A 17675-nucleotide genomic window follows, 5' to 3' on the forward strand; every position below is an offset into this window, starting at 1 on the left:
ATTATGCTTTTTTCTAAAGATGGGATAAAAAATTTTATTTTTGATTTTTCTTATTTACAAATTAAATTTTTATTTATATCCTAGCCTTTCTTAATCATTAAAAAAGACAAGCTTGTGGTTGTCTTTTTTCTTCTCAAACAATAATTAATAATTTTTTAAAAATTTTAATTTATAGTACTCCTTTTAATTTCCTGTACTTATATAGCCCTCTACATGTTTTTTAGCTAATTCTTCATGTTCAGCGTATGTTTTTGCAAAATACGCTTTGCCTTGCTTATCAGTTAGGAAATAGATATAGTCATGTTTTACAGGATTATTTATAGCCTCGTATGATTTTTTACTTGGAGATGATATAGGTCCAGGAGGTAACCCTAAATTAACATAGGTATTATACTTACTAGTATTTTTTAAATCAGCAAATGACAACTCCCCTGTTATTTTATCTAAACTATAAAAAACAGATGGGTCTGTCTGAAGTGGCATACTAATTGCTAACCTATTAAGAAATACACCAGCTATTGATGAATTATCTGAAGCTGACGTAGATTCTTTTTCTAGTATACTAGCCATAGTAATATATTCATGAATAGTAATATTTTTATTAACGCCTCTAATATTCCATACCTTACTATTTTGATTGTAAAGGGGAACTACCCTATCTTGTGTTGCCTTAACCATACTTTTTATTAAAATTTCAGCATTATTTTTATTTGTACTATCTATATCATAACTAGCTGGATACAAGTAGCCCTCTAATTTATACTTAAGATCTTTATTATCTAATTCTGAAGTTATTAATTCAGGAAATTCTTGTTTTAATTTATTAATAAAATTACTATCATTTACCTTATTAATAAATTCATCTTTAGAAATATCTGTAACTTTTTCTACCTTAGCTGCTATCTTTAAAATATTATCTCCCTCTACTATAGTTAAATTAGCAGAAGATTTTGCATTTTCTTTAGAAGTTAAAACTTCTAGTATCTCAGATAAATTCATATTTTTACTAACTTCAAAATTTCCTACATAAAATTCTCCATTTGAGTTAATTCTTGAATAAAATTTAAACATTGCTGTACTTCTTATTAGATTATTTTTATAAAGAACATCAGCAATAGCTGTACTGCCATAATTTTCTTTTACTTCTATTTTCACTTTTTCACTTATATCTTTATCAACTGGTGTCGTTAAAAAATATATATAAGAAAGTGCAAGCATTATTAAAAACATTAAACTAATAAAAGTTAGGGTGATAATATTCAATGATTTTTTTTTATTTTTTTTTCTTAACTCTTCTCTTCTTCTAATTTTTTCTTCTTTCATACATTATTCACTTTCTTCATCAAAATATAATATATCTAAAACTTCTGAAATCATATCATACTCTTCATCTGTTTCAACTGGTTCAAATCTAATGCCGTCTGCTTCTTCTATGCAGACCATTGGGAAAATTTGTAGTTCTTCATCGTCTATTTTTTCTTCTTCTGCAAATATATAATATAAATTATTATTAGTAGGATTAGTAAATTCTAATATTTTTCTATATTGCTTTTCTGTTCCTTCTTCATCTCTTAATGTATATACTTCTTCGTCCATTCCTACATTTAATTTATCTAAATCTTTTTCATTCATTGTCTTTTTCTCCTATCTTAATTTGTCTAAATAAGTTTGTAATATAAATACTGCTGCCATTTTATCAATTACTTTTTTTCTTTTTTTTCTGGAAACATCCGCTTCTAATAATACTCTTTCAGCACTCATAGTTGATAATCTTTCATCTTGCAATATAACTTCAACATTTTTAATTTTATTTTTAAGTATTTCTACAAAATTCAAAGTAGCTTCTGCCCTAAAGCCAAGGCTATTATCCATATTTTTAGGCAAGCCTACTACAATTTCAACTACACTATATTCTTTTACAAACTCTTTTATTCTTTTAATTTTAAAATCATTTATTGCTTCATTAATTTGTAAAGTTTCTATTCCTTGAGCTGTAATTTTTAGGGGGTCGCTTATAGCAACACCAATGGTTTTACTGCCGTAATCTAAACCCATTATTCTACTGTATGACATTAAATCTCCTTAATAAAAAAATGTAGTAAATATTCTAATATTTCATCTGTGCTAAGTCTAGAAATTTTTTCTCTGGCACCTTTATCTCTAGGTATATAAACTGGATTATTTGTTTTTACATAACCCATAATCTGATTTACCGGGTCATACCCCTTACTAGATATAGCTTCTACTACATCTGTTAAAATTATTCTTACATATTCTCTTCTGTATTCTTCTGTTTGAAAAATATCTGTTTTTTCAAAATTTGTCATATTAAGACCTCCTTATTCTTATTCTAATTCAACTAAAATTCCTACTGCTCCTTCTCCTGTATGTGTCGAAATAATAGGAGAAGTAACCACAATATTTTTATCGTCAATATTATAGTTTAATCTGTTTAACACTGCTTCTTTGATAAGAGCTAAATATTCATCAGATAAGGCGTGGGCTAAATGTATATTTTTAATTTTATTTTCAGAATCTGCAATTAATTTTTCAATAAGGGCATTAATTAATTTTTTCTTGCACCTTACCTTATCCACAGCTACTAATTCTTTTCCCTCTAACTTAGTTAGAATTTTTATATTTAATAAATTTCCGATTAATCCTGATGTTTTCTTTAATCTTCCTCAATTAACTAAGTTATTAAGATTATCTATAGTAACATAGGTAAGTATCTTAGAAGTTTTATTATTTAGTATTTCTATTATTTCTTTTAAAGTTTTTCCTTGTGATATTTGTTCAAAACATTCTTTGATTAAATATACCATGCCCCTAGATGTAGTTTTTGAATTAATTGTAGTAACATTAGAAAATTCAGATGCTGCTAAGGTAGCTGTATTAAACGTTCCACTTATAGCATCAGATAAGTGAATTGAAATAATATCATAACCTTCTTTAGCTACTTTTTCATAAACATTCATTATCTTTCCTATGGCCGGCTGGCTAGTAGAAAAATTATCAGCTGTTCACATTTTTATAATATAATCTTCATTAGAAATATCTTCATATTCTATACCGTCAATGTTTACAGTTAAGGGTATTACTTCTAAATCATACTTCAATATTTCCTCTTGCGTTAAATCTGCCGTTGAATCAACTACTATTTTAATTTTATTAAACTATTTCACTTCCAATCTTTTATAATGCAAAAATTTATAATTATATTCATTATCTTCATCTTTAGCAAAACTTTCTTCTTCTATAAGTTCCCATTCTTCTAAATTTATAGCTGGAAAATAACTATCTCCTGACACTTCAGCATCAATTTCTGTTATGTACATTTCTTCTACCCTATCAATATATTCTTTATATATTATACTGCCTCCAAAAATAAATATCTTTTCTGTAGTCAATTTTTCAATAGCCTTATTTTTATCAGAATATACTTCTATATTATCCTTTGAATAATTAGTAGACCTTGTCAAAACTCTATTAATTCTATTTGGCAATGCTTTTCCTATACTTTCAAATGTTTTTCTTCCCATTAGTATAGTTTGGTTAGTCGTTAAATTTTTAACTCTAAGCATATCAGACTTCATTTTCCATGGTATAGTATTGTTATTTCCTATACACCTATTCTTGTCATAAGCTACTATAAGTGATATCATTTTTATCTCCTAAACTGCAATTGGCGCTTTAATAAATGGATGACTTTCATAATTTTCTAATTTAACGTCATCTATCGTTAAGTCAAATATACTAGAAAAATCTTTTATATTTAAAGTAGGTAGGGCAAAAGGTTTTCTATCTAATTGAATTTTTACTTGCTCGAAATGATTTTTATAAATATGGGCATCTCCTAATGTATGTATAAATTCTCCAACTTCTAAACCACATTCCTTAGCTATTAATATGGTTAATAGAGAATAAGAAGCAATATTAAAAGGTACTCCTAAAAATACATCACCACTTCTTTGATAAAGCTGGCAACTTAATTTGTTGTTACTCACATAAAATTGAAACATGGTGTGGCAAGGTGGTAGAGCCATTGTATCTATTTCCGAAGGATTCCAGGCAGATAATATTATTCTCCTTGATGCTGGATTATTTTTTATTTGCTCTATTACATTTCTTAATTGGTCTATTCCTGCAAAATTTCTCCACTGCTTGCCATAGACATTTCCTAAATCGCCATACTTTTTAGCAAATTCTTCATCTGTTAAGATTTTATTTTTAAAATTAGCCATTTCTTTTTCGTAAACTATTTTAAAATTTTCATCTTCTAAGACTCTGATACCAAAGTTGTCCATGTTTTCGCCCTTGTATTCTACACTTTCAACCCAATTTTTAAAAGCCCACTCGTTCCAAATATTATTGTTGTTTTCTAATAAAAATTTTATATTAGTATCACCCTTTATAAACCAAAGTAATTCTGACCAGATTAAATTAAAATTTATTTTTTTGGTAGTTAGTAGGGGAAACCCCTTATCCAAATCAAATCTCATTTGGTAGCCAAAAATACTTTTTGTCCCTACTCCTGTTCTATCTTCCTTATACTCACCCTTATTTAATATATTTTTACAAAGTTCTAAATATATTTTATCTGCAGTCATAAATATCCTTTCTTAAATTAATATTGTCTACAATAAATAAATTTACAGCCTTATAGTTAAATAATTTTAAATGGGTTTTCCTCTACCTTAGATAAATTTATATTCAATTCATCTGAAGTATATATTTTTAACAGATAATTTTTTAATAAGTCTTTACAAAAAATTTCTGAAAAATGCCCTATATCTAAAACAGTTTTTCCCATTTCTAAGCTGTCTTGAGCCTCGTGGTAGCTAACATCACCAGTAAGATATATATCTACATCAGGTAAAGTATAAATAAAACTCCCCCCACTGCCACCAAGAATAGCCACTTTATTAATTTTCTTATCTTGGCTATCATTTGAAATTAATTTTACATAATCTAAATTAAATTTACTTTTTACAAAACTTATAAAAGTTTTCAAGTCCATTTCTTTTTCTAAACAACCCACTCTACCCAGTCCTGCATTTGAAAAATTATCATTCTTAAATAAAACATCAATATTTTTCAAATTTAGAATATTTGCTAAATATTGATTTAAACCAAATTCTGCTGAATCAAGATTTGTATGAGCTGATATTACAGAAATATCATTTTTTATTAAATTTTTAATTATATTACTCTTAAAATCATCAAATTGAAGTTTTTTTATGGCTTTAAATATTAGGGGATGATGAGATATTATTAAATCTATATTATTACTTATCGCTTCTTCTACGACATCTGTAGTAACATCTAAACAAACTAAAATATTTTTAACTTCTTGTTGCTTATCTCCTAGTAATATACCAACATTATCCCAATTTTCTGCTAACTTTTCATCTGCTAAATTTTTTATTTTATTATAAATTTCTTCAACACTTATCATAAGCTATCTCCTTATTTGACTTATTATATCATATTCATATAAAACTTGCATTTAATTACAAATATTTTAAAGAAAATGTAACATAATTTATTTTTTAAGTAGACATTTTTTTTATATTGTTATACCATAAAATTAATTATAATTTAAGGGGTTATTATGCTAACTATTGAAGGTTATTTAAGTAAAATTATTTTTCATAATAAAGAAAATAATTATTACATATTATCAATTTTTCTAAATGAAGATTATGAAGATATAGATTCTGACTATGTTATTGTAGTTGGAACATTTAAAGATATAGACTTAAAAGATGAAGAACTATATTCATTTAAAGGAAATTTTGTAGAACACAAAAAATATGGCAAGCAATTTTCTGCAATAACAATAGAACAAATTATTCAAAAAAATAAAGAAGCCATAATTACTTATTTATCGGGGGCAGAATTTCATGGCATAGGAAAAAAAACTGCTGAAATTATTGTGGAAAAATTAGGTTTAGACTGCCTAGAAAAAATATACAATGATAAAAATGAATTATACAAAATTAAAGAGATAAGTGAAAAAAGAAAAGAAATAATTTATAACAATATAATTAGTAATCAACAAAGTCAAAATATAATTTTAAAACTAAATGAATATAATATTAGTAATAATTTAATAACAAAAATATATAATTTTTATAAAAATAAAACTTTAGATATTATAAAAAATAATCCTTATGAATTGATAGACACAATGCAAGGTATAAATTTTTACACAGTTGATAAAATAGCAGAAAAAGTCGGGATAGATTTTGATGATAGAAATAGAATAAGTTCAGCCTTTATATACACATTATACAATTATTGCTTTAGCACTGGAAATACCTATATAAAAAAAAATAACTTACTATATCTAACATTTAACACCTTATACAAGGCTAGAAATACCCCCATTAACAAAGAAAAAATTTTGGAAGTATTAGACTATTGCTTAGAAATAAACAAAATAATAGAATATGATAATCTAATATTCTTACCAGAAATATTTTATTCAGAATCATTTATATATAATAATATATCCCAAAGAATAAAAGATAATGAAGAAAAAAAAATAAGCGATAGCCTACTAGAAAAATATATAGATGATATAGAAAAAGAACTAAAAATTGAATACGATATTGAACAAATAGCAGCCATAAAAAACTCAATAAATAAAAATTTTTCTATAATAACTGGGGGACCTGGAACGGGAAAAACTACAATTATATTAGGGATAATAAAATTATTTCAAAAAATTCACAACTATTCTTATAATGACATACTTGATGAAGAAAAAAAAATAATATCACTCTTAGCACCCACTGGTAAGGCAGCTAAAAGAATGTCAGAAACTACTGGCTTATTTGCATCTACTATACACAAAGCAATCGGTTGGACTACTGAAGATGAAAAAATAAATGAATTTGCCAGCGATAAAAAAATAGATTCTAAATTAATAATAATTGATGAAGCGAGTATGATTGATATATTTTTAATGCACAATCTATTAAAAATCATAAAAAAAGATGCCCTTATAATTTTAGTTGGTGATAACGACCAACTACCTTCTATTGCACCAGGAAATATTTTAAATGACTTAATAAATTCAGATTCTATACCAACTGTAAAATTAAATAAAATATTTAGGCAAGCTGAAAATTCTAGTATTATAAAATTATCCTACGCCATAAAAAATAATATAAATTTAGATATAACAGAAGAATTTGAAGACAAAGAATTTATAATTACCAAAAAAAATAAAATTTTAGATACAATAAAAAATATATATTCAAATTTATTAAATATTACATCAAGAAATAATATCCAAATTCTTGCTCCTATCTACAAAACAAATTACGGTATAAATATTATAAATAAATTAATTCAAGATGAATTTAATAATAATGATACTCTTATTGAATACGGAGAAAATATATATAAAATTGACGATAGAATAATGCAACTCGTCAATAGACCCGAAGACAATATATTCAACGGAGATATTGGAGTAGTATATGATATTTATAAAGAAGATAACAAGTTCAAAATTGTTATTGAATATGATGGAAATTATGTTACATATGAAAAACAAGACTTAAATCAAATATGCCTTAGCTATGCATCATCTATACATAAATCCCAAGGTTCTGAATTTGATTATGTAATAATACCTCTGGTAGACAGCTACAATTTTATGTTTAATAAAAATCTGATTTATACTGCCATAACCAGAGCTAAAACTAAACTTATCTTTTGTGGGGAAAAAGATGTTTTTTACAAAGCATCAGAAGAAAATAATATTGTAAAAAGAGATACCTACCTAAAAGAATTTTTTGTAAAAAAAGAAGATTGCCAAGATAATTTATCTGAAATTGATTATATCTTAACACCTGATAATATAAATAATATTGACGCAATGATTGGAATGGATAATATCACCCCACTAGACTATATGAATTAATAAAAATATTTATTTGCTAATGTTTAATCAAAAAATATTTTTTATCCACATCTATTGACAAAAAGCAAAAAATACAGAACTAATTACAAGTTCTGTATTTTTTATTTAACTTTTATGCTTTATTTCTTGAACCAAAAATATCAATTTTTGTATGAACCATAGCTTTAATAGCATTGAAACCAGGATTTAATAATTTTCTAGGGTCAAAACCTTTTACATCATTTCCTGCTTCTATATATTCTCTTGTTGCTGCGGCAAAAGCTAATTGGCATTCTGTATTAACATTAACTTTAGACACACCAAGAGAAATAGCTCTTTTTATTTGGTCTGTAGGTATACCAGAACCACCATGTAAAACTAAAGGTATTCCTCCAGTAACTTCAGAAATTTTTTCTAAAGTTTCAAAACTAAGTCCTGCCCAATTTTCAGGATATTTCCCATGAATATTTCCGATGCCAGCCGCTAAGAAATCTATTCCTAGATCAGCCATAGTTTTACATTCATTAGGGTCTGCTAATTCACCAGAACCAATAACTCCATCTTCTTCACCACCAATAGAACCCACTTCACATTCTATTGATAAACCTTTTGAGTGAGCTAACTCTATCATTTCTTTAGATTTTTCAATATTTTCTTCAAACGGATAGTGAGAACCATCAAACATTACTGAAGAAAATCCAGCTTCAATAGCTTTTTTAGTTCCTTCATAAGAACCGTGGTCCAAATGCAGTGCAACTGGCACAGTAATGCCCATACTTTCAACCATTGCTTTTACCATGTCTGCCACTGTTTTAAACCCTGTCATGTATTTAGCTGCACCTTCACTAACTCCTAAAATCACAGGACTTTTAGCTTCCTCAGCAACTTCTAAAATAGCTTTTGTCCATTCCAAATTATTGATATTAAAATGCCCTACTGCGTAACCTTCTTTTCTTGCTTTTATAAGCATGTCTTTTGCTGGTACTAATACCATAAATTTTCCTCCTTATTAATACTATGTACTTATATACTATAATACTATAAATATAATAAAAAATAAACTATTTTATTAAAAATAATTATCTTGATTTATTACTCTAATTTTTTTAATACATCTTTGAAATATTGAGGTAATTCTGTATTAATTTCTATTTTTTTATTACTGATAGGATGAACAAATTCTAAACTTTTAGAGTGGAGCATTTGCCCCTTAGTTTCTAAAGTTCTTCTAGGTCCATATATCTTATCTCCCGCCAATGGGGAATTAATATATTTCATATGAACTCTTATTTGATGAGTTCTCCCAGTTTCAAGTTCACACTCAATAAGACTATATTTTTCATATCTTTTAACCACTGTAAAATTAGTTGTCGATGGTTTGCCACCATCAATAATTGCCATTTCTTTTCTTTCTTTAGGATTTCTAGCTATAGGTGCATCAATAGTCCCATAATCATGCTTTATATTACCATGAACAAGAGCATAGTATCTTCTTTTTATCTCTTTATTAGCAATCATTTCAGATAATTTAATATGTGACTTATCATTTTTTGCCACTATTAATAAACCTGACGTGTCTTTATCAATTCTGTGAACAATACCTGGTCTTATTATTCCGTTTATACTAGATAAATTTTTACAATGATACATAAGGGCATTAACTAAGGTTCCGTCCTTGTGTCCAGCCGAAGGATGAACAACCATTCCCTTATCTTTATTAACTATTAACAAATCATCATCCTCATAAACTATTTGAATTGGTATATTTTGTTTAACTACATCTAATTCTTCAGATTCATTAAATTTTATTGTAATTAAATCATCATTTTTTAATTTATAGTTAGGTTTTATAACATTATTATTTACTAAAATATTATTTTGATTTATTAAATTTTGAATGTTTGTTCTTGATAATTCACTTATTTCTGTTATTAAAAATTTATCTATTCTTTCACTAACTTCAGAATTATATTTTATTATTTTTTCTTTCATTACAACCTCCTTAAACTACTAAAATAATATGCACATCAAAATATGATGTGCATATATTTGCTATTATTTTTTACCTTTAATTGCTTGTTTTTGAGCCTTTTGCATATTGCTCATCATTTGATTTATTTTTTTAGTAGATGGTTTTTGCCCCATTTGTGACATCATACTAACTAACATTTCTTCGTTTATTGGAGGATTTTTTTCCATATAACTCATGAAATTTTTACGAGCAAGGAAAAATCCAGCTACTGCTCCTATTAAAAAGCACACAGTAGCAACTAATATTACCATTCCTGTAGTCATCATTTATTATTTCCTTTCTTTTTATTAAGTTTAATTTCTTTGCCATTTTCATCAACAAACTTAGTATTATCTAAAATATTTTTTATATTTCTTTTAAAATTATTTAAATACATTTTTCTATATTTATTTAGTTCTTCTTGTTCTTCTGAGGAAAGTGCACGTTCTTTTTTTATAGAATTTATATAATTTATTTTAGATATAATTTCTGTCATCTCCATATTTATACACTCATTAATTCGTCTTGTTTTTCTCTAGCAACTTTGTCTATTTCTTGTATAAATTTATCTGTAAATTTTTGAATATCATCAGAGTATGATTTTAAGTCATCTTCTGTTATTTGAGAAGATTTCTCTAATTTTTTAATAGCATCCATTGCTTCACGTCTTATGTTACGAACTGCAACTTTAGAATTTTCTGCTTCTTTAGATACTTGTTTAGCTAATTCTTTTCTGCGTTCTTCTGTTAAAGATGGAAAAACTATTCTTATAACTGTACCATCATTTGAAGGATTTAATCCTAAGTCTGAAGATTGAATTGCTCTTTCAATTTCTTTTAACAAACTTTTCTCGTATGGAGAAATTACAAGCATTTTTGGTTCTGGAACAGATATTCCTGATACTTGATTTATCGGTGTTTGAACTCCATAATATTCAACAGATATTTTATCTAAAACTGAAGCATTTGCTTTTCCTGCTCTTATAGAAGCTAGTTCTCTTCTTAAATTAGAAATAGCTTTAGTCATTTTTTCTTCTAAATTAGAAATTATTTTTTCTGGCATAATATTCTCCTTTTATCCTGTTATTGATGTTCCCATTTTTTCTCCGTTAATTACTTTTACAATATTATTATCTTCATCGATAGAGAAAACTATTATAGGAAGATTGTTATCCATACAGAATGATATCGCTGTAGAATCCATAACCGCTAAACCTTTACTAATTACGTCAATATGAGTTAAATCATCAAATTTTTTAGCATCTTTAACTAATTTAGGGTCAGCTGAATAAACTCCATCTACTGCATTTTTACCCATTAATATCACATCTGCATCTATTTCTTTAGCTCTAAGGGCGGCTGTTGTATCCGTAGAGAAAAATGGATTTCCTATCCCTGCGGCAAAAATAGCTACACGCCCTTTTTCTAAATGTCTAATAGCTCGTCTTCTAATATATGGTTCTGCCATAGCCTTCATTTCAACAGAAGTTAGAACTCTAGTATCAACCCCCTTTTGTTCAAGAGAATCTTGAAGAGCCAGAGAATTCATTACAGTAGCCAACATACCCATTGAATCAGCTGTTGCTCTTTCCATTCCTAATTCTTCTCCTATTTTACCTCTCCAAATATTTCCGCCGCCAACTACTATTGCTACTTCAACACCTTGCTTAACAACTTTAGAAATTTGATTTGTTAATTTATTAACAACTTCAGGGTCAATACCAAAACCCTTACCTCCTGCTAAAGCTTCACCACTAAGTTTCAAAAGTACTCTTTTATAAGCTTGTTCCATTATGTATCTCCTTATTAGTTTCTAATTTTTTAAAAAAGCACACACTAAAATTGTGTATGCTTTTTTATATTAGTTTCCTCTAACTTGGCTCATTACTTCTTCAGCAAAGTTATCTTCTTTTTTCTCGATACCTTCACCTACTTCATATCTTACAAATTTAGTAAGTTTTCCACCTTTAGAAGCTACAAATTTTTCTACTGTTAAACTATCATCTTTAACAAATTTTTGTTTAGTAACACATATTTCTTCTAAGTATTTATTTAATCGACCTACAACCATTTTTTCAACTATTGCTGCTGGTTTTCCTTCATTAAGTGCTTGCTCAGAAAGTATTTTTTTCTCGTGTTCTAATTCTTCTTGTGATACTTGGCTTTCATCTAAATATTTTGGATTTAATGCAGCAATGTGCATAGCAACATCTTTAGCTGCTTCTTCATCTGTTGTATCCTCTAAAAGAGTAAGCACTCCTATTCTTCCTCCCATGTGAGAGTATGTTCCAAAAGCATCTTTGTCTGTTTTATTTACTATTTCAAATCTTCTTAATGATAATTTTTCACCAATTGTTGCAATTCCATTATTTATTCTTGTTTCAATAGTTCCTTCTTCAGTAGATACGGTCATTGCTTCTTCTAAAGATTTTGGTTCGTTGGTTAATAAAGCATCAGCAACAACTTTTACTAAATCAACAAATTTTTCATTTTTAGCAACAAAATCAGTTTCAGAATTAATTTCTAATACCAAAGCTTTATTTCCTTCAGTCGCCAGGTAAGTAATACCCTCTGCTGCGATACGATCTGCTTTTTTAGCAGCTTTAGCAATACCATTTTCTCTTAAATAATCAATGGCCGCGTCCATATCTCCATTAGTTTCTACTAATGCTTTTTTACAATCCATCATACCAGCACCAGTGCGTTCTCTTAATTCTTTTACTTGAGCAGCTGTTATAGCCATAATAATTGCCTCCGTATATTTTATTATTTATATTTATTTATTATTCTTCAGTAGCTACTTCTTCTAATTATACTTCTTCAGTTGAAGTTTCTTCGATATTTCCTTCGTTATATACAACAAATGCATCTGCCATTTTCGCTGTTAATAATTTAACTGCACGAATTGCATCATCGTTTGCAGGTATAACATAATCTACATCATCAGGATCACAGTTAGTATCAACTATACCAACCACAGGTATTCCTAATTTTTTAGCTTCTGCTATTGCATTGTGTTCTTTTTTAGGGTCGACTACAAACATAGCATCAGGCATATTTCTCATTTCTCTGATGCCACCAAGAAACTTGTTCAATCTGTCATATTCTTTTCTAAGTTCTAAAACTTCTTTTTTAGGAAGAACTTCAAAAACTCCATCTTCTTCCATTTTTTCAATTTCAGAAATTCTGTCAATACGTCCTTTAATTGTTTTGTAGTTAGTAAGTGTTCCTCCTAACCAACGGTTATTTATGTAGTATTGACCTGTTCTCTCAGCTTCTTCTTTAATAGCATCCTGTGCTTGTTTTTTTGTTCCTACAAATAGCATTTTACCACCTTGATCTGCTATTGATTTAACAAATTCATAAGCCTCATCTACTTTTTTTACAGTTTTTTGCAAGTCAATGATATATATACCATTTCTTTCTGTAAATATATATTTAGCCATTTTAGGATTCCACCTTCTTGTTTGATGTCCAAAATGCACTCCTGCTTCTAATAATTGTTTCATTGAAATAACTGGCATAGTTATTCTCCTCCTTGGTTTTTTCCTCCGATATCTTCGTGTTAGTTATAGACAAATCATGCACCAAATAACTAAATCTAATATCGTGTGTTTTATTTTAGTTGATTTAAACTCAACCTTAATAATTATATAGTATTAAATAATAAAAATCAAGAATTTTACAATATTTTATATGAAATTACTTTTAAATATTAAAAAATTACAAAATAAAAAAGGTTTAGTCTTAAACTAAACCTTAATGCTGACGTCCCGAAAGGGATTCGAACCCCCGACCGACGGCTTAGAAGGCCGTTGCTCTATCCTGCTGAGCTATCGAGACATAAAAATAAATACCTAAATATTATATATTCTGAATAAAAATTTGTCAATAGTTTTTTAAAAAAATATGCAGAGGATTTTATAAAACCCTCCGCAAATATAACTATCTTCTTAATCCTAAAGATTTGATTAATTCACGATATCTTTGAATATCTTTTTTAATTAGATAGTCCAATAAGTGACGACGACGGAAAACTTTTTTTAGTAATCCACGACGCCCCGCATGGTCTTTTTTATGAGTATTTAAGTGAGCAGTTAATGCTTCAATTTCAGCTGTTAAAACTGCTATTTGTACTTCTGGTGAACCTGTATCTGATTCGTGAGTACGATATTTTGAGATAATTTCATTTTTTCTTTCTTGACTAATTGCTGCCATGTTAGGCACCTCCATACATATATTTAATCCTTAATCTGAGTATAAAATTGGAGTTTTTCTACACCAAGAAAAAGGAACTACATTAATTTTACAATATATATATTTTTTTTTCAAGACTATATGATTAAATTTTTAAAATAGTAAATTATATAATTAAGTTAGCCAGTGATACAAAAAAAAGCATCTCATAGGATATACTTTTAGTAACTACAAAAAAAGGATACCAAGAGATGCAAGAACATTATAACACAAAAGGCAAACACATTACAGAAAAAGAGCGTTATTTAATTGAAAAATGGAAAAAAGAAGGAAAAAGTAACCGAGAAATCGCTAGATTATTAGGCAAAAATCACCAAACTATTAATAACGAAATTAAACGCGGACTGATTGATTTATCTTTTCATGGTGGCACTAAAGAATACTCTGCTCAAAAAGCACAGAATGATTATAATCATTTACGTTTAGCCGTAGGTAGAACGGATACGTGGACTGTAGAAAAAGAAAATGTAATCAGAGAAAAAATTATGGATAAATATTCCCCTGAAATGATTAGTCAATTACCAGATATGCCGTCTTTTACGACAATTTACACATGGATATATAAAGGATGGATAGCAGGTATTTCACGTAAACATCTGATTTACCCTAGAAAAACTAAACCAATAAAATCAAATGAAAAACGACCACCAAGAAAAACGAATGCCCTCTCTATTGAACAGCGACCACAAGAGATTAACGAACGAAAAGAAATTGGGCATTTTGAAATTGATTTAGTCATTTTAAACAAGAAACGTGGACAACAGTTATTGACATTAACAGACAGAAAAACACGCTATGAAATCATTCGTCTTATTCCTGATAAAACGGCCCAAAGTGTGAATACCGCTTTGACGTCTATTCAACAAGACTATTTAATTCGCTCTTTAACAGCTGATAATGGTTCTGAATTTTTAAGACTAGACGAAGCCATCACTTGTCCTATTTATTACGCACATCCGTTTTCTTCTTATGAACGAGGTAGTAACGAAAATGCAAATCGATTGATTAGACGATGGTTCCCAAAAGGCACAACAACCGTTACTCCTAACGAAGTAACGGCTGTTGAACAATGGATAAATCGTTATCCACGTAAATTATTTAATTATGTATGTCCTTATGACTTGCCTGAGGTGGCTAACTTACTATTGTAATTTGCGAAATTTTTAAAATCTATAAAAATTTTCTCGGCTTTTGACTTATCTAATTGTAACTGTTCTTTTAATTCATTTATGCTATTAAATTTTTGTTCTGGTCTTATATACTTATAAAAATATATAGTAAAATTCTCTCCATAAATTTCTTTATCAAAATCTAAAATATGTGTTTCTACAAAAACTTTACCATTATCTGAAACAGTAGGATTATTTCCTATATTAGTTATTCCCTTGTAAAATTCTCCTCTAACTTCAACAATGGTGATGTAAACACCATATTTTTGTGGAATTAAAAAATCATCATTTGTTGATAAGTTTGCTGTTGGAAAATTTATAGTTCTTCCCAACTGTCTACCTTTAACAATTATTCCAGATATTTGATAAAATCTATTGGTTAATTTTTTATATAACTCAACTTTACCATTTAAAATATAGTTACGCAATAAGGTAGAAGATATTTTTTTATCAAATGATTTTAATGTTTTAGTTGCTAAAACTTTTATTTTGTTATCAGTATATTCAGAAATAAAATTAGGTCTTCCTTCTCCTTTATAGCCAAATCTATAATCTTCTCCACAAAAGACGTTAGTAACATTAATTTTTTTTAAAACACTATCGATAAATTTTTCTTTGCTAATAAGTCGTAAACTTTCATTAAAATCTAAGAAATATAACTCTTCTATTCCTAAATTTTCTAGTATACTTATTTTTAAATTATTAGGAATTAGTAACTTTGTTTCTTCTTTTGTAAAAAAATTCTTTGGACTATTAGTAAACGTTATTAGACTTGAAATTTTATTTTCTTCTTTGGCTAAGTCTACCGTATTTTTAATAATTTCTTGGTGGGCTATATGAATACCGTCAAAAAATCCTAATGCAACAACTCTAAAATTAGAATCACTTATTATTTGACTTAAATCTGAGATTCTAAAAATTTTCATATTATTACCTCATTATTACTCAATATTTTTAGGAAATGTAGTTTTTACAGATAGTAATTCATCAGTTAATTCTTTTAAATAATATACTGCTATGGCTTCATTATTATATGTGAAAACTACTTCAGAAGAAAAATCTATATCAGGAAATTGATTTTTTCTAAATCTTAAGCCGTTAATTACTTGCTTAGCTCTAAATTTAGGTAGTTCTACAAATTGATAAGATGATAAAGCATATTCTTTAGATAGTAATTTTTTTGAAATATTATCTCTATTTTCTTCTACATAAGATATGCTAAAACAATCTGAAATCTTAATATCTCCGCTAGAAGTTCTGGTTAGTTTACTCATACAACTAGGTAAATTTAATATATCTCCCAGCTGTGTAGCTATTGTTCTTATATATGTTCCTTTCCCACAACTTACATCAATAGTAAAATAAAATTTTTCATTTTCATAATAGCAAGTATATTCTAGTAAATTTATGCTGTAAATTTCAATTTCTCTTTCAGGTATTTGGACGTCAAATTTACCTTCTCTAGCATATTCATATAATTTTTTTCCATTAACCTTAACTGCTGAATAGATAGGTGGTTTCTGAATTATTTTTCCAATTAATTTACTGCAAGCATATTTTATGTCAGAAATATCTACTTTTTCTACTACTTTTTCAGATAAAATTTGACCACTAATATCCTGAGTAATTGTACTTATACCCAAGCAAATTTCTGCCCGGTAACTTTTTCCTAAGTTCATGGCATAATCACTAACCTTTGTACTATTTCCTAATAATACCAACAAAACTCCGTCTACATCAGGGTCTAAAGTTCCAGCATGTCCTATCTTTTTTATTTTTAAAATTTTTCTAAGTTTAAATACAACATCATGGCTTGTCATACCACGTTCCTTGTATATTGGTAGTATTCCATCTAACATTATTTTTCTTCTTTCAAACAATTTGGACAAATTCCATATATTTCAAATTTATGACCATCTATTCTATATCCAGATAATTCTGGAATATTTAGCTCTTTACAAATATCTGTGTGAATTGTTTTTGCCTTGCCACATTTTAAACAAATATGGTGATGATGGTGATGTTTTATGTTTATACAAGCAAGTTTGAAAAAACGTTCTCCTTTTATCTCCGTAAATTCCAATATACCCAAATCAACGTAAGTGCTAAGATTTCTATATATAGTATCAAAACTTAGCCCTGGAAACTCCTTACTTAAATTTTCAGAAACGTACTTTGCATTAAGATATCTATCTTCTCTAACTAATAAATCTATCATAGCCTTTCTTTTTTCTGTATATTTATAGCCATTATTTTTTAGTATTAACATTAATTTAGAAACTTTTTCATCAACATTTAACATAAAATCACCTACAATATTA

The 17675-nt window shown here is 27.6% G+C and carries 21 protein-coding genes, 1 tRNA gene and 1 pseudogene; 2 read left to right on the plus strand and 21 right to left on the minus strand.

Annotation, left to right across the window (positions count from 1 at the left end; all coding sequences use genetic code 11):
• Positions 1-183 precede the first annotated feature (183 nt).
• The 8 genes and pseudogenes from mltG to KMP11_RS05130 all read right to left on the minus strand — a co-directional run bounded on the left by mltG (position 184) and on the right by KMP11_RS05130 (position 5458).
• A complete protein-coding gene (gene mltG, locus KMP11_RS05095) occupies positions 184-1323 on the minus strand; it encodes an endolytic transglycosylase MltG (RefSeq protein WP_216279633.1) in 1140 nt (379 codons plus the stop codon).
• A gap of 3 nt (positions 1324-1326) precedes the next feature.
• On the minus strand, positions 1327-1632 hold the full coding sequence (locus KMP11_RS05100; protein WP_215755805.1) for a DUF1292 domain-containing protein: 306 nt from the start codon (positions 1630-1632) through the stop codon (positions 1327-1329).
• A gap of 12 nt (positions 1633-1644) precedes the next feature.
• A complete protein-coding gene (ruvX, locus tag KMP11_RS05105) occupies positions 1645-2073 on the minus strand; it encodes a Holliday junction resolvase RuvX (RefSeq protein WP_215755804.1) in 429 nt (142 codons plus the stop codon).
• Positions 2073-2327 carry an IreB family regulatory phosphoprotein gene (locus KMP11_RS05110; protein WP_215755803.1) on the minus strand — a complete coding sequence of 85 codons (255 nt, stop codon included), beginning with the start codon at positions 2325-2327 and terminating at the stop codon, positions 2073-2075. The genes ruvX and KMP11_RS05110 overlap by 1 nt, the downstream gene beginning before the upstream one ends.
• A gap of 18 nt (positions 2328-2345) precedes the next feature.
• Positions 2346-3167: pseudogene (locus KMP11_RS05115) on the minus strand (DegV family protein).
• Between the two features lie 9 nt (positions 3168-3176).
• Complete coding sequence (locus tag KMP11_RS05120) at positions 3177-3665, minus strand: dihydrofolate reductase (RefSeq protein WP_215755802.1); 489 nt, start codon at positions 3663-3665, stop codon at positions 3177-3179.
• 9 nt (positions 3666-3674) lie between these two features.
• The gene (locus tag KMP11_RS05125) at positions 3675-4610 is read right to left on the minus strand and encodes a thymidylate synthase (RefSeq protein ID WP_216279634.1); all 936 of its coding nucleotides are present in this window, start codon (positions 4608-4610) and stop codon (positions 3675-3677) included.
• Between the two features lie 56 nt (positions 4611-4666).
• Positions 4667-5458 (minus strand): Nif3-like dinuclear metal center hexameric protein, encoded by a 792-nt coding sequence (locus KMP11_RS05130; protein ID WP_216279635.1) that lies wholly within the window; start codon positions 5456-5458, stop codon positions 4667-4669.
• 156 nt (positions 5459-5614) lie between these two features.
• Between KMP11_RS05130 and KMP11_RS05135 the strand changes: the two genes are divergently transcribed.
• Positions 5615-7939: an SF1B family DNA helicase RecD2 gene (locus KMP11_RS05135; protein ID WP_216279636.1), complete on the plus strand. Its 2325-nt coding sequence runs from the start codon at positions 5615-5617 to the stop codon at positions 7937-7939.
• 112 nt (positions 7940-8051) lie between these two features.
• On the opposite strand, the gene fba is transcribed toward KMP11_RS05135, so the two are convergent.
• From fba to rpsO, 10 genes are all read right to left on the minus strand, one after another.
• Positions 8052-8912, minus strand: coding sequence for a class II fructose-1,6-bisphosphate aldolase (gene fba, locus KMP11_RS05140; RefSeq protein WP_216279637.1), 861 nt, complete (start codon positions 8910-8912; stop codon positions 8052-8054).
• A gap of 98 nt (positions 8913-9010) precedes the next feature.
• Positions 9011-9910, minus strand: coding sequence for an RluA family pseudouridine synthase (locus tag KMP11_RS05145; protein WP_216279638.1), 900 nt, complete (start codon positions 9908-9910; stop codon positions 9011-9013).
• 63 nt (positions 9911-9973) lie between these two features.
• Entirely contained in the window at positions 9974-10213 is a 240-nt protein-coding gene (locus KMP11_RS05150; protein WP_371741373.1) for a YneF family protein, read from the minus strand.
• Entirely contained in the window at positions 10213-10431 is a 219-nt protein-coding gene (locus KMP11_RS05155; protein ID WP_215755795.1) for a DUF896 domain-containing protein, read from the minus strand. The genes KMP11_RS05150 and KMP11_RS05155 overlap by 1 nt, the downstream gene beginning before the upstream one ends.
• Positions 10432-10433: 2 nt before the next feature.
• Positions 10434-10991: a ribosome recycling factor gene (gene frr, locus KMP11_RS05160; protein ID WP_216279639.1), complete on the minus strand. Its 558-nt coding sequence runs from the start codon at positions 10989-10991 to the stop codon at positions 10434-10436.
• Positions 10992-11003: 12 nt separating this feature from the next.
• A complete protein-coding gene (pyrH, locus tag KMP11_RS05165; protein ID WP_215755793.1) occupies positions 11004-11720 on the minus strand; it encodes a UMP kinase in 717 nt (238 codons plus the stop codon).
• 69 nt (positions 11721-11789) lie between these two features.
• On the minus strand, positions 11790-12671 hold the full coding sequence (tsf, locus tag KMP11_RS05170) for a translation elongation factor Ts (protein ID WP_216279640.1): 882 nt from the start codon (positions 12669-12671) through the stop codon (positions 11790-11792).
• 67 nt (positions 12672-12738) lie between these two features.
• Entirely contained in the window at positions 12739-13452 is a 714-nt protein-coding gene (rpsB, locus tag KMP11_RS05175; protein ID WP_216279641.1) for a 30S ribosomal protein S2, read from the minus strand.
• A gap of 245 nt (positions 13453-13697) precedes the next feature.
• Positions 13698-13771 (minus strand) — tRNA-Arg (locus KMP11_RS05180).
• Positions 13772-13873: 102 nt separating this feature from the next.
• On the minus strand, positions 13874-14146 hold the full coding sequence (gene rpsO / locus KMP11_RS05185; protein WP_215755790.1) for a 30S ribosomal protein S15: 273 nt from the start codon (positions 14144-14146) through the stop codon (positions 13874-13876).
• A gap of 230 nt (positions 14147-14376) precedes the next feature.
• On the opposite strand from rpsO, the gene KMP11_RS05190 reads away from it, so the two are divergent.
• Positions 14377-15336 (plus strand): IS30 family transposase, encoded by a 960-nt coding sequence (locus tag KMP11_RS05190; RefSeq protein WP_216279571.1) that lies wholly within the window; start codon positions 14377-14379, stop codon positions 15334-15336.
• On the opposite strand, the gene KMP11_RS05195 is transcribed toward KMP11_RS05190, so the two are convergent.
• The 3 genes from KMP11_RS05195 to KMP11_RS05205 are packed head-to-tail and all read right to left on the minus strand — an operon-like array spanning position 15300 to position 17656.
• A complete protein-coding gene (locus KMP11_RS05195) occupies positions 15300-16280 on the minus strand; it encodes a bifunctional riboflavin kinase/FAD synthetase (RefSeq protein ID WP_216279642.1) in 981 nt (326 codons plus the stop codon). The two genes, KMP11_RS05190 and KMP11_RS05195, sit on opposite strands and share 37 nt — an antisense overlap.
• A gap of 15 nt (positions 16281-16295) precedes the next feature.
• On the minus strand, positions 16296-17234 hold the full coding sequence (gene truB / locus KMP11_RS05200) for a tRNA pseudouridine(55) synthase TruB (RefSeq protein ID WP_253195942.1): 939 nt from the start codon (positions 17232-17234) through the stop codon (positions 16296-16298).
• Positions 17213-17656, minus strand: a complete 444-nt coding sequence (locus KMP11_RS05205; RefSeq protein WP_216279643.1) for a Fur family transcriptional regulator — start codon at positions 17654-17656, stop codon at positions 17213-17215. Before KMP11_RS05205 ends, truB begins: the two co-directional genes overlap by 22 nt.
• Between the last annotated feature and the right edge of the window lie 19 nt (positions 17657-17675).

Origin of the sequence: Gemella sp. zg-570 (assembly GCF_018866345.1) — a bacterium.
Lineage (GTDB): Bacteria > Bacillota > Bacilli > Staphylococcales > Gemellaceae > Gemelliphila.

Coding starts and splice junctions, on each gene's coding strand:
- KMP11_RS05150 (WP_371741373.1), bottom strand. CDS start 10,213: ATGACTACAGGAATGGTAATATTAGTTGCTACTGTGTGCTTTTTAATA.
- fba (WP_216279637.1), bottom strand. CDS start 8,912: ATGGTATTAGTACCAGCAAAAGACATGCTTATAAAAGCAAGAAAAGAA.
- KMP11_RS05155 (WP_215755795.1), bottom strand. CDS start 10,431: ATGGAGATGACAGAAATTATATCTAAAATAAATTATATAAATTCTATA.
- rpsO (WP_215755790.1), bottom strand. CDS start 14,146: ATGGCAGCAATTAGTCAAGAAAGAAAAAATGAAATTATCTCAAAATAT.
- KMP11_RS05205 (WP_216279643.1), bottom strand. CDS start 17,656: ATGTTAAATGTTGATGAAAAAGTTTCTAAATTAATGTTAATACTAAAA.
- KMP11_RS05145 (WP_216279638.1), bottom strand. CDS start 9,910: ATGAAAGAAAAAATAATAAAATATAATTCTGAAGTTAGTGAAAGAATA.
- KMP11_RS05120 (WP_215755802.1), bottom strand. CDS start 3,665: ATGATATCACTTATAGTAGCTTATGACAAGAATAGGTGTATAGGAAAT.
- KMP11_RS05110 (WP_215755803.1), bottom strand. CDS start 2,327: ATGACAAATTTTGAAAAAACAGATATTTTTCAAACAGAAGAATACAGA.
- tsf (WP_216279640.1), bottom strand. CDS start 12,671: ATGGCTATAACAGCTGCTCAAGTAAAAGAATTAAGAGAACGCACTGGT.
- KMP11_RS05130 (WP_216279635.1), bottom strand. CDS start 5,458: ATGATAAGTGTTGAAGAAATTTATAATAAAATAAAAAATTTAGCAGAT.
- ruvX (WP_215755804.1), bottom strand. CDS start 2,073: ATGTCATACAGTAGAATAATGGGTTTAGATTACGGCAGTAAAACCATT.
- rpsB (WP_216279641.1), bottom strand. CDS start 13,452: ATGCCAGTTATTTCAATGAAACAATTATTAGAAGCAGGAGTGCATTTT.
- KMP11_RS05190 (WP_216279571.1), top strand. CDS start 14,377: ATGCAAGAACATTATAACACAAAAGGCAAACACATTACAGAAAAAGAG.
- KMP11_RS05125 (WP_216279634.1), bottom strand. CDS start 4,610: ATGACTGCAGATAAAATATATTTAGAACTTTGTAAAAATATATTAAAT.
- mltG (WP_216279633.1), bottom strand. CDS start 1,323: ATGAAAGAAGAAAAAATTAGAAGAAGAGAAGAGTTAAGAAAAAAAAAT.
- KMP11_RS05100 (WP_215755805.1), bottom strand. CDS start 1,632: ATGAATGAAAAAGATTTAGATAAATTAAATGTAGGAATGGACGAAGAA.
- KMP11_RS05135 (WP_216279636.1), top strand. CDS start 5,615: ATGCTAACTATTGAAGGTTATTTAAGTAAAATTATTTTTCATAATAAA.
- frr (WP_216279639.1), bottom strand. CDS start 10,991: ATGCCAGAAAAAATAATTTCTAATTTAGAAGAAAAAATGACTAAAGCT.
- KMP11_RS05195 (WP_216279642.1), bottom strand. CDS start 16,280: ATGAAAATTTTTAGAATCTCAGATTTAAGTCAAATAATAAGTGATTCT.
- pyrH (WP_215755793.1), bottom strand. CDS start 11,720: ATGGAACAAGCTTATAAAAGAGTACTTTTGAAACTTAGTGGTGAAGCT.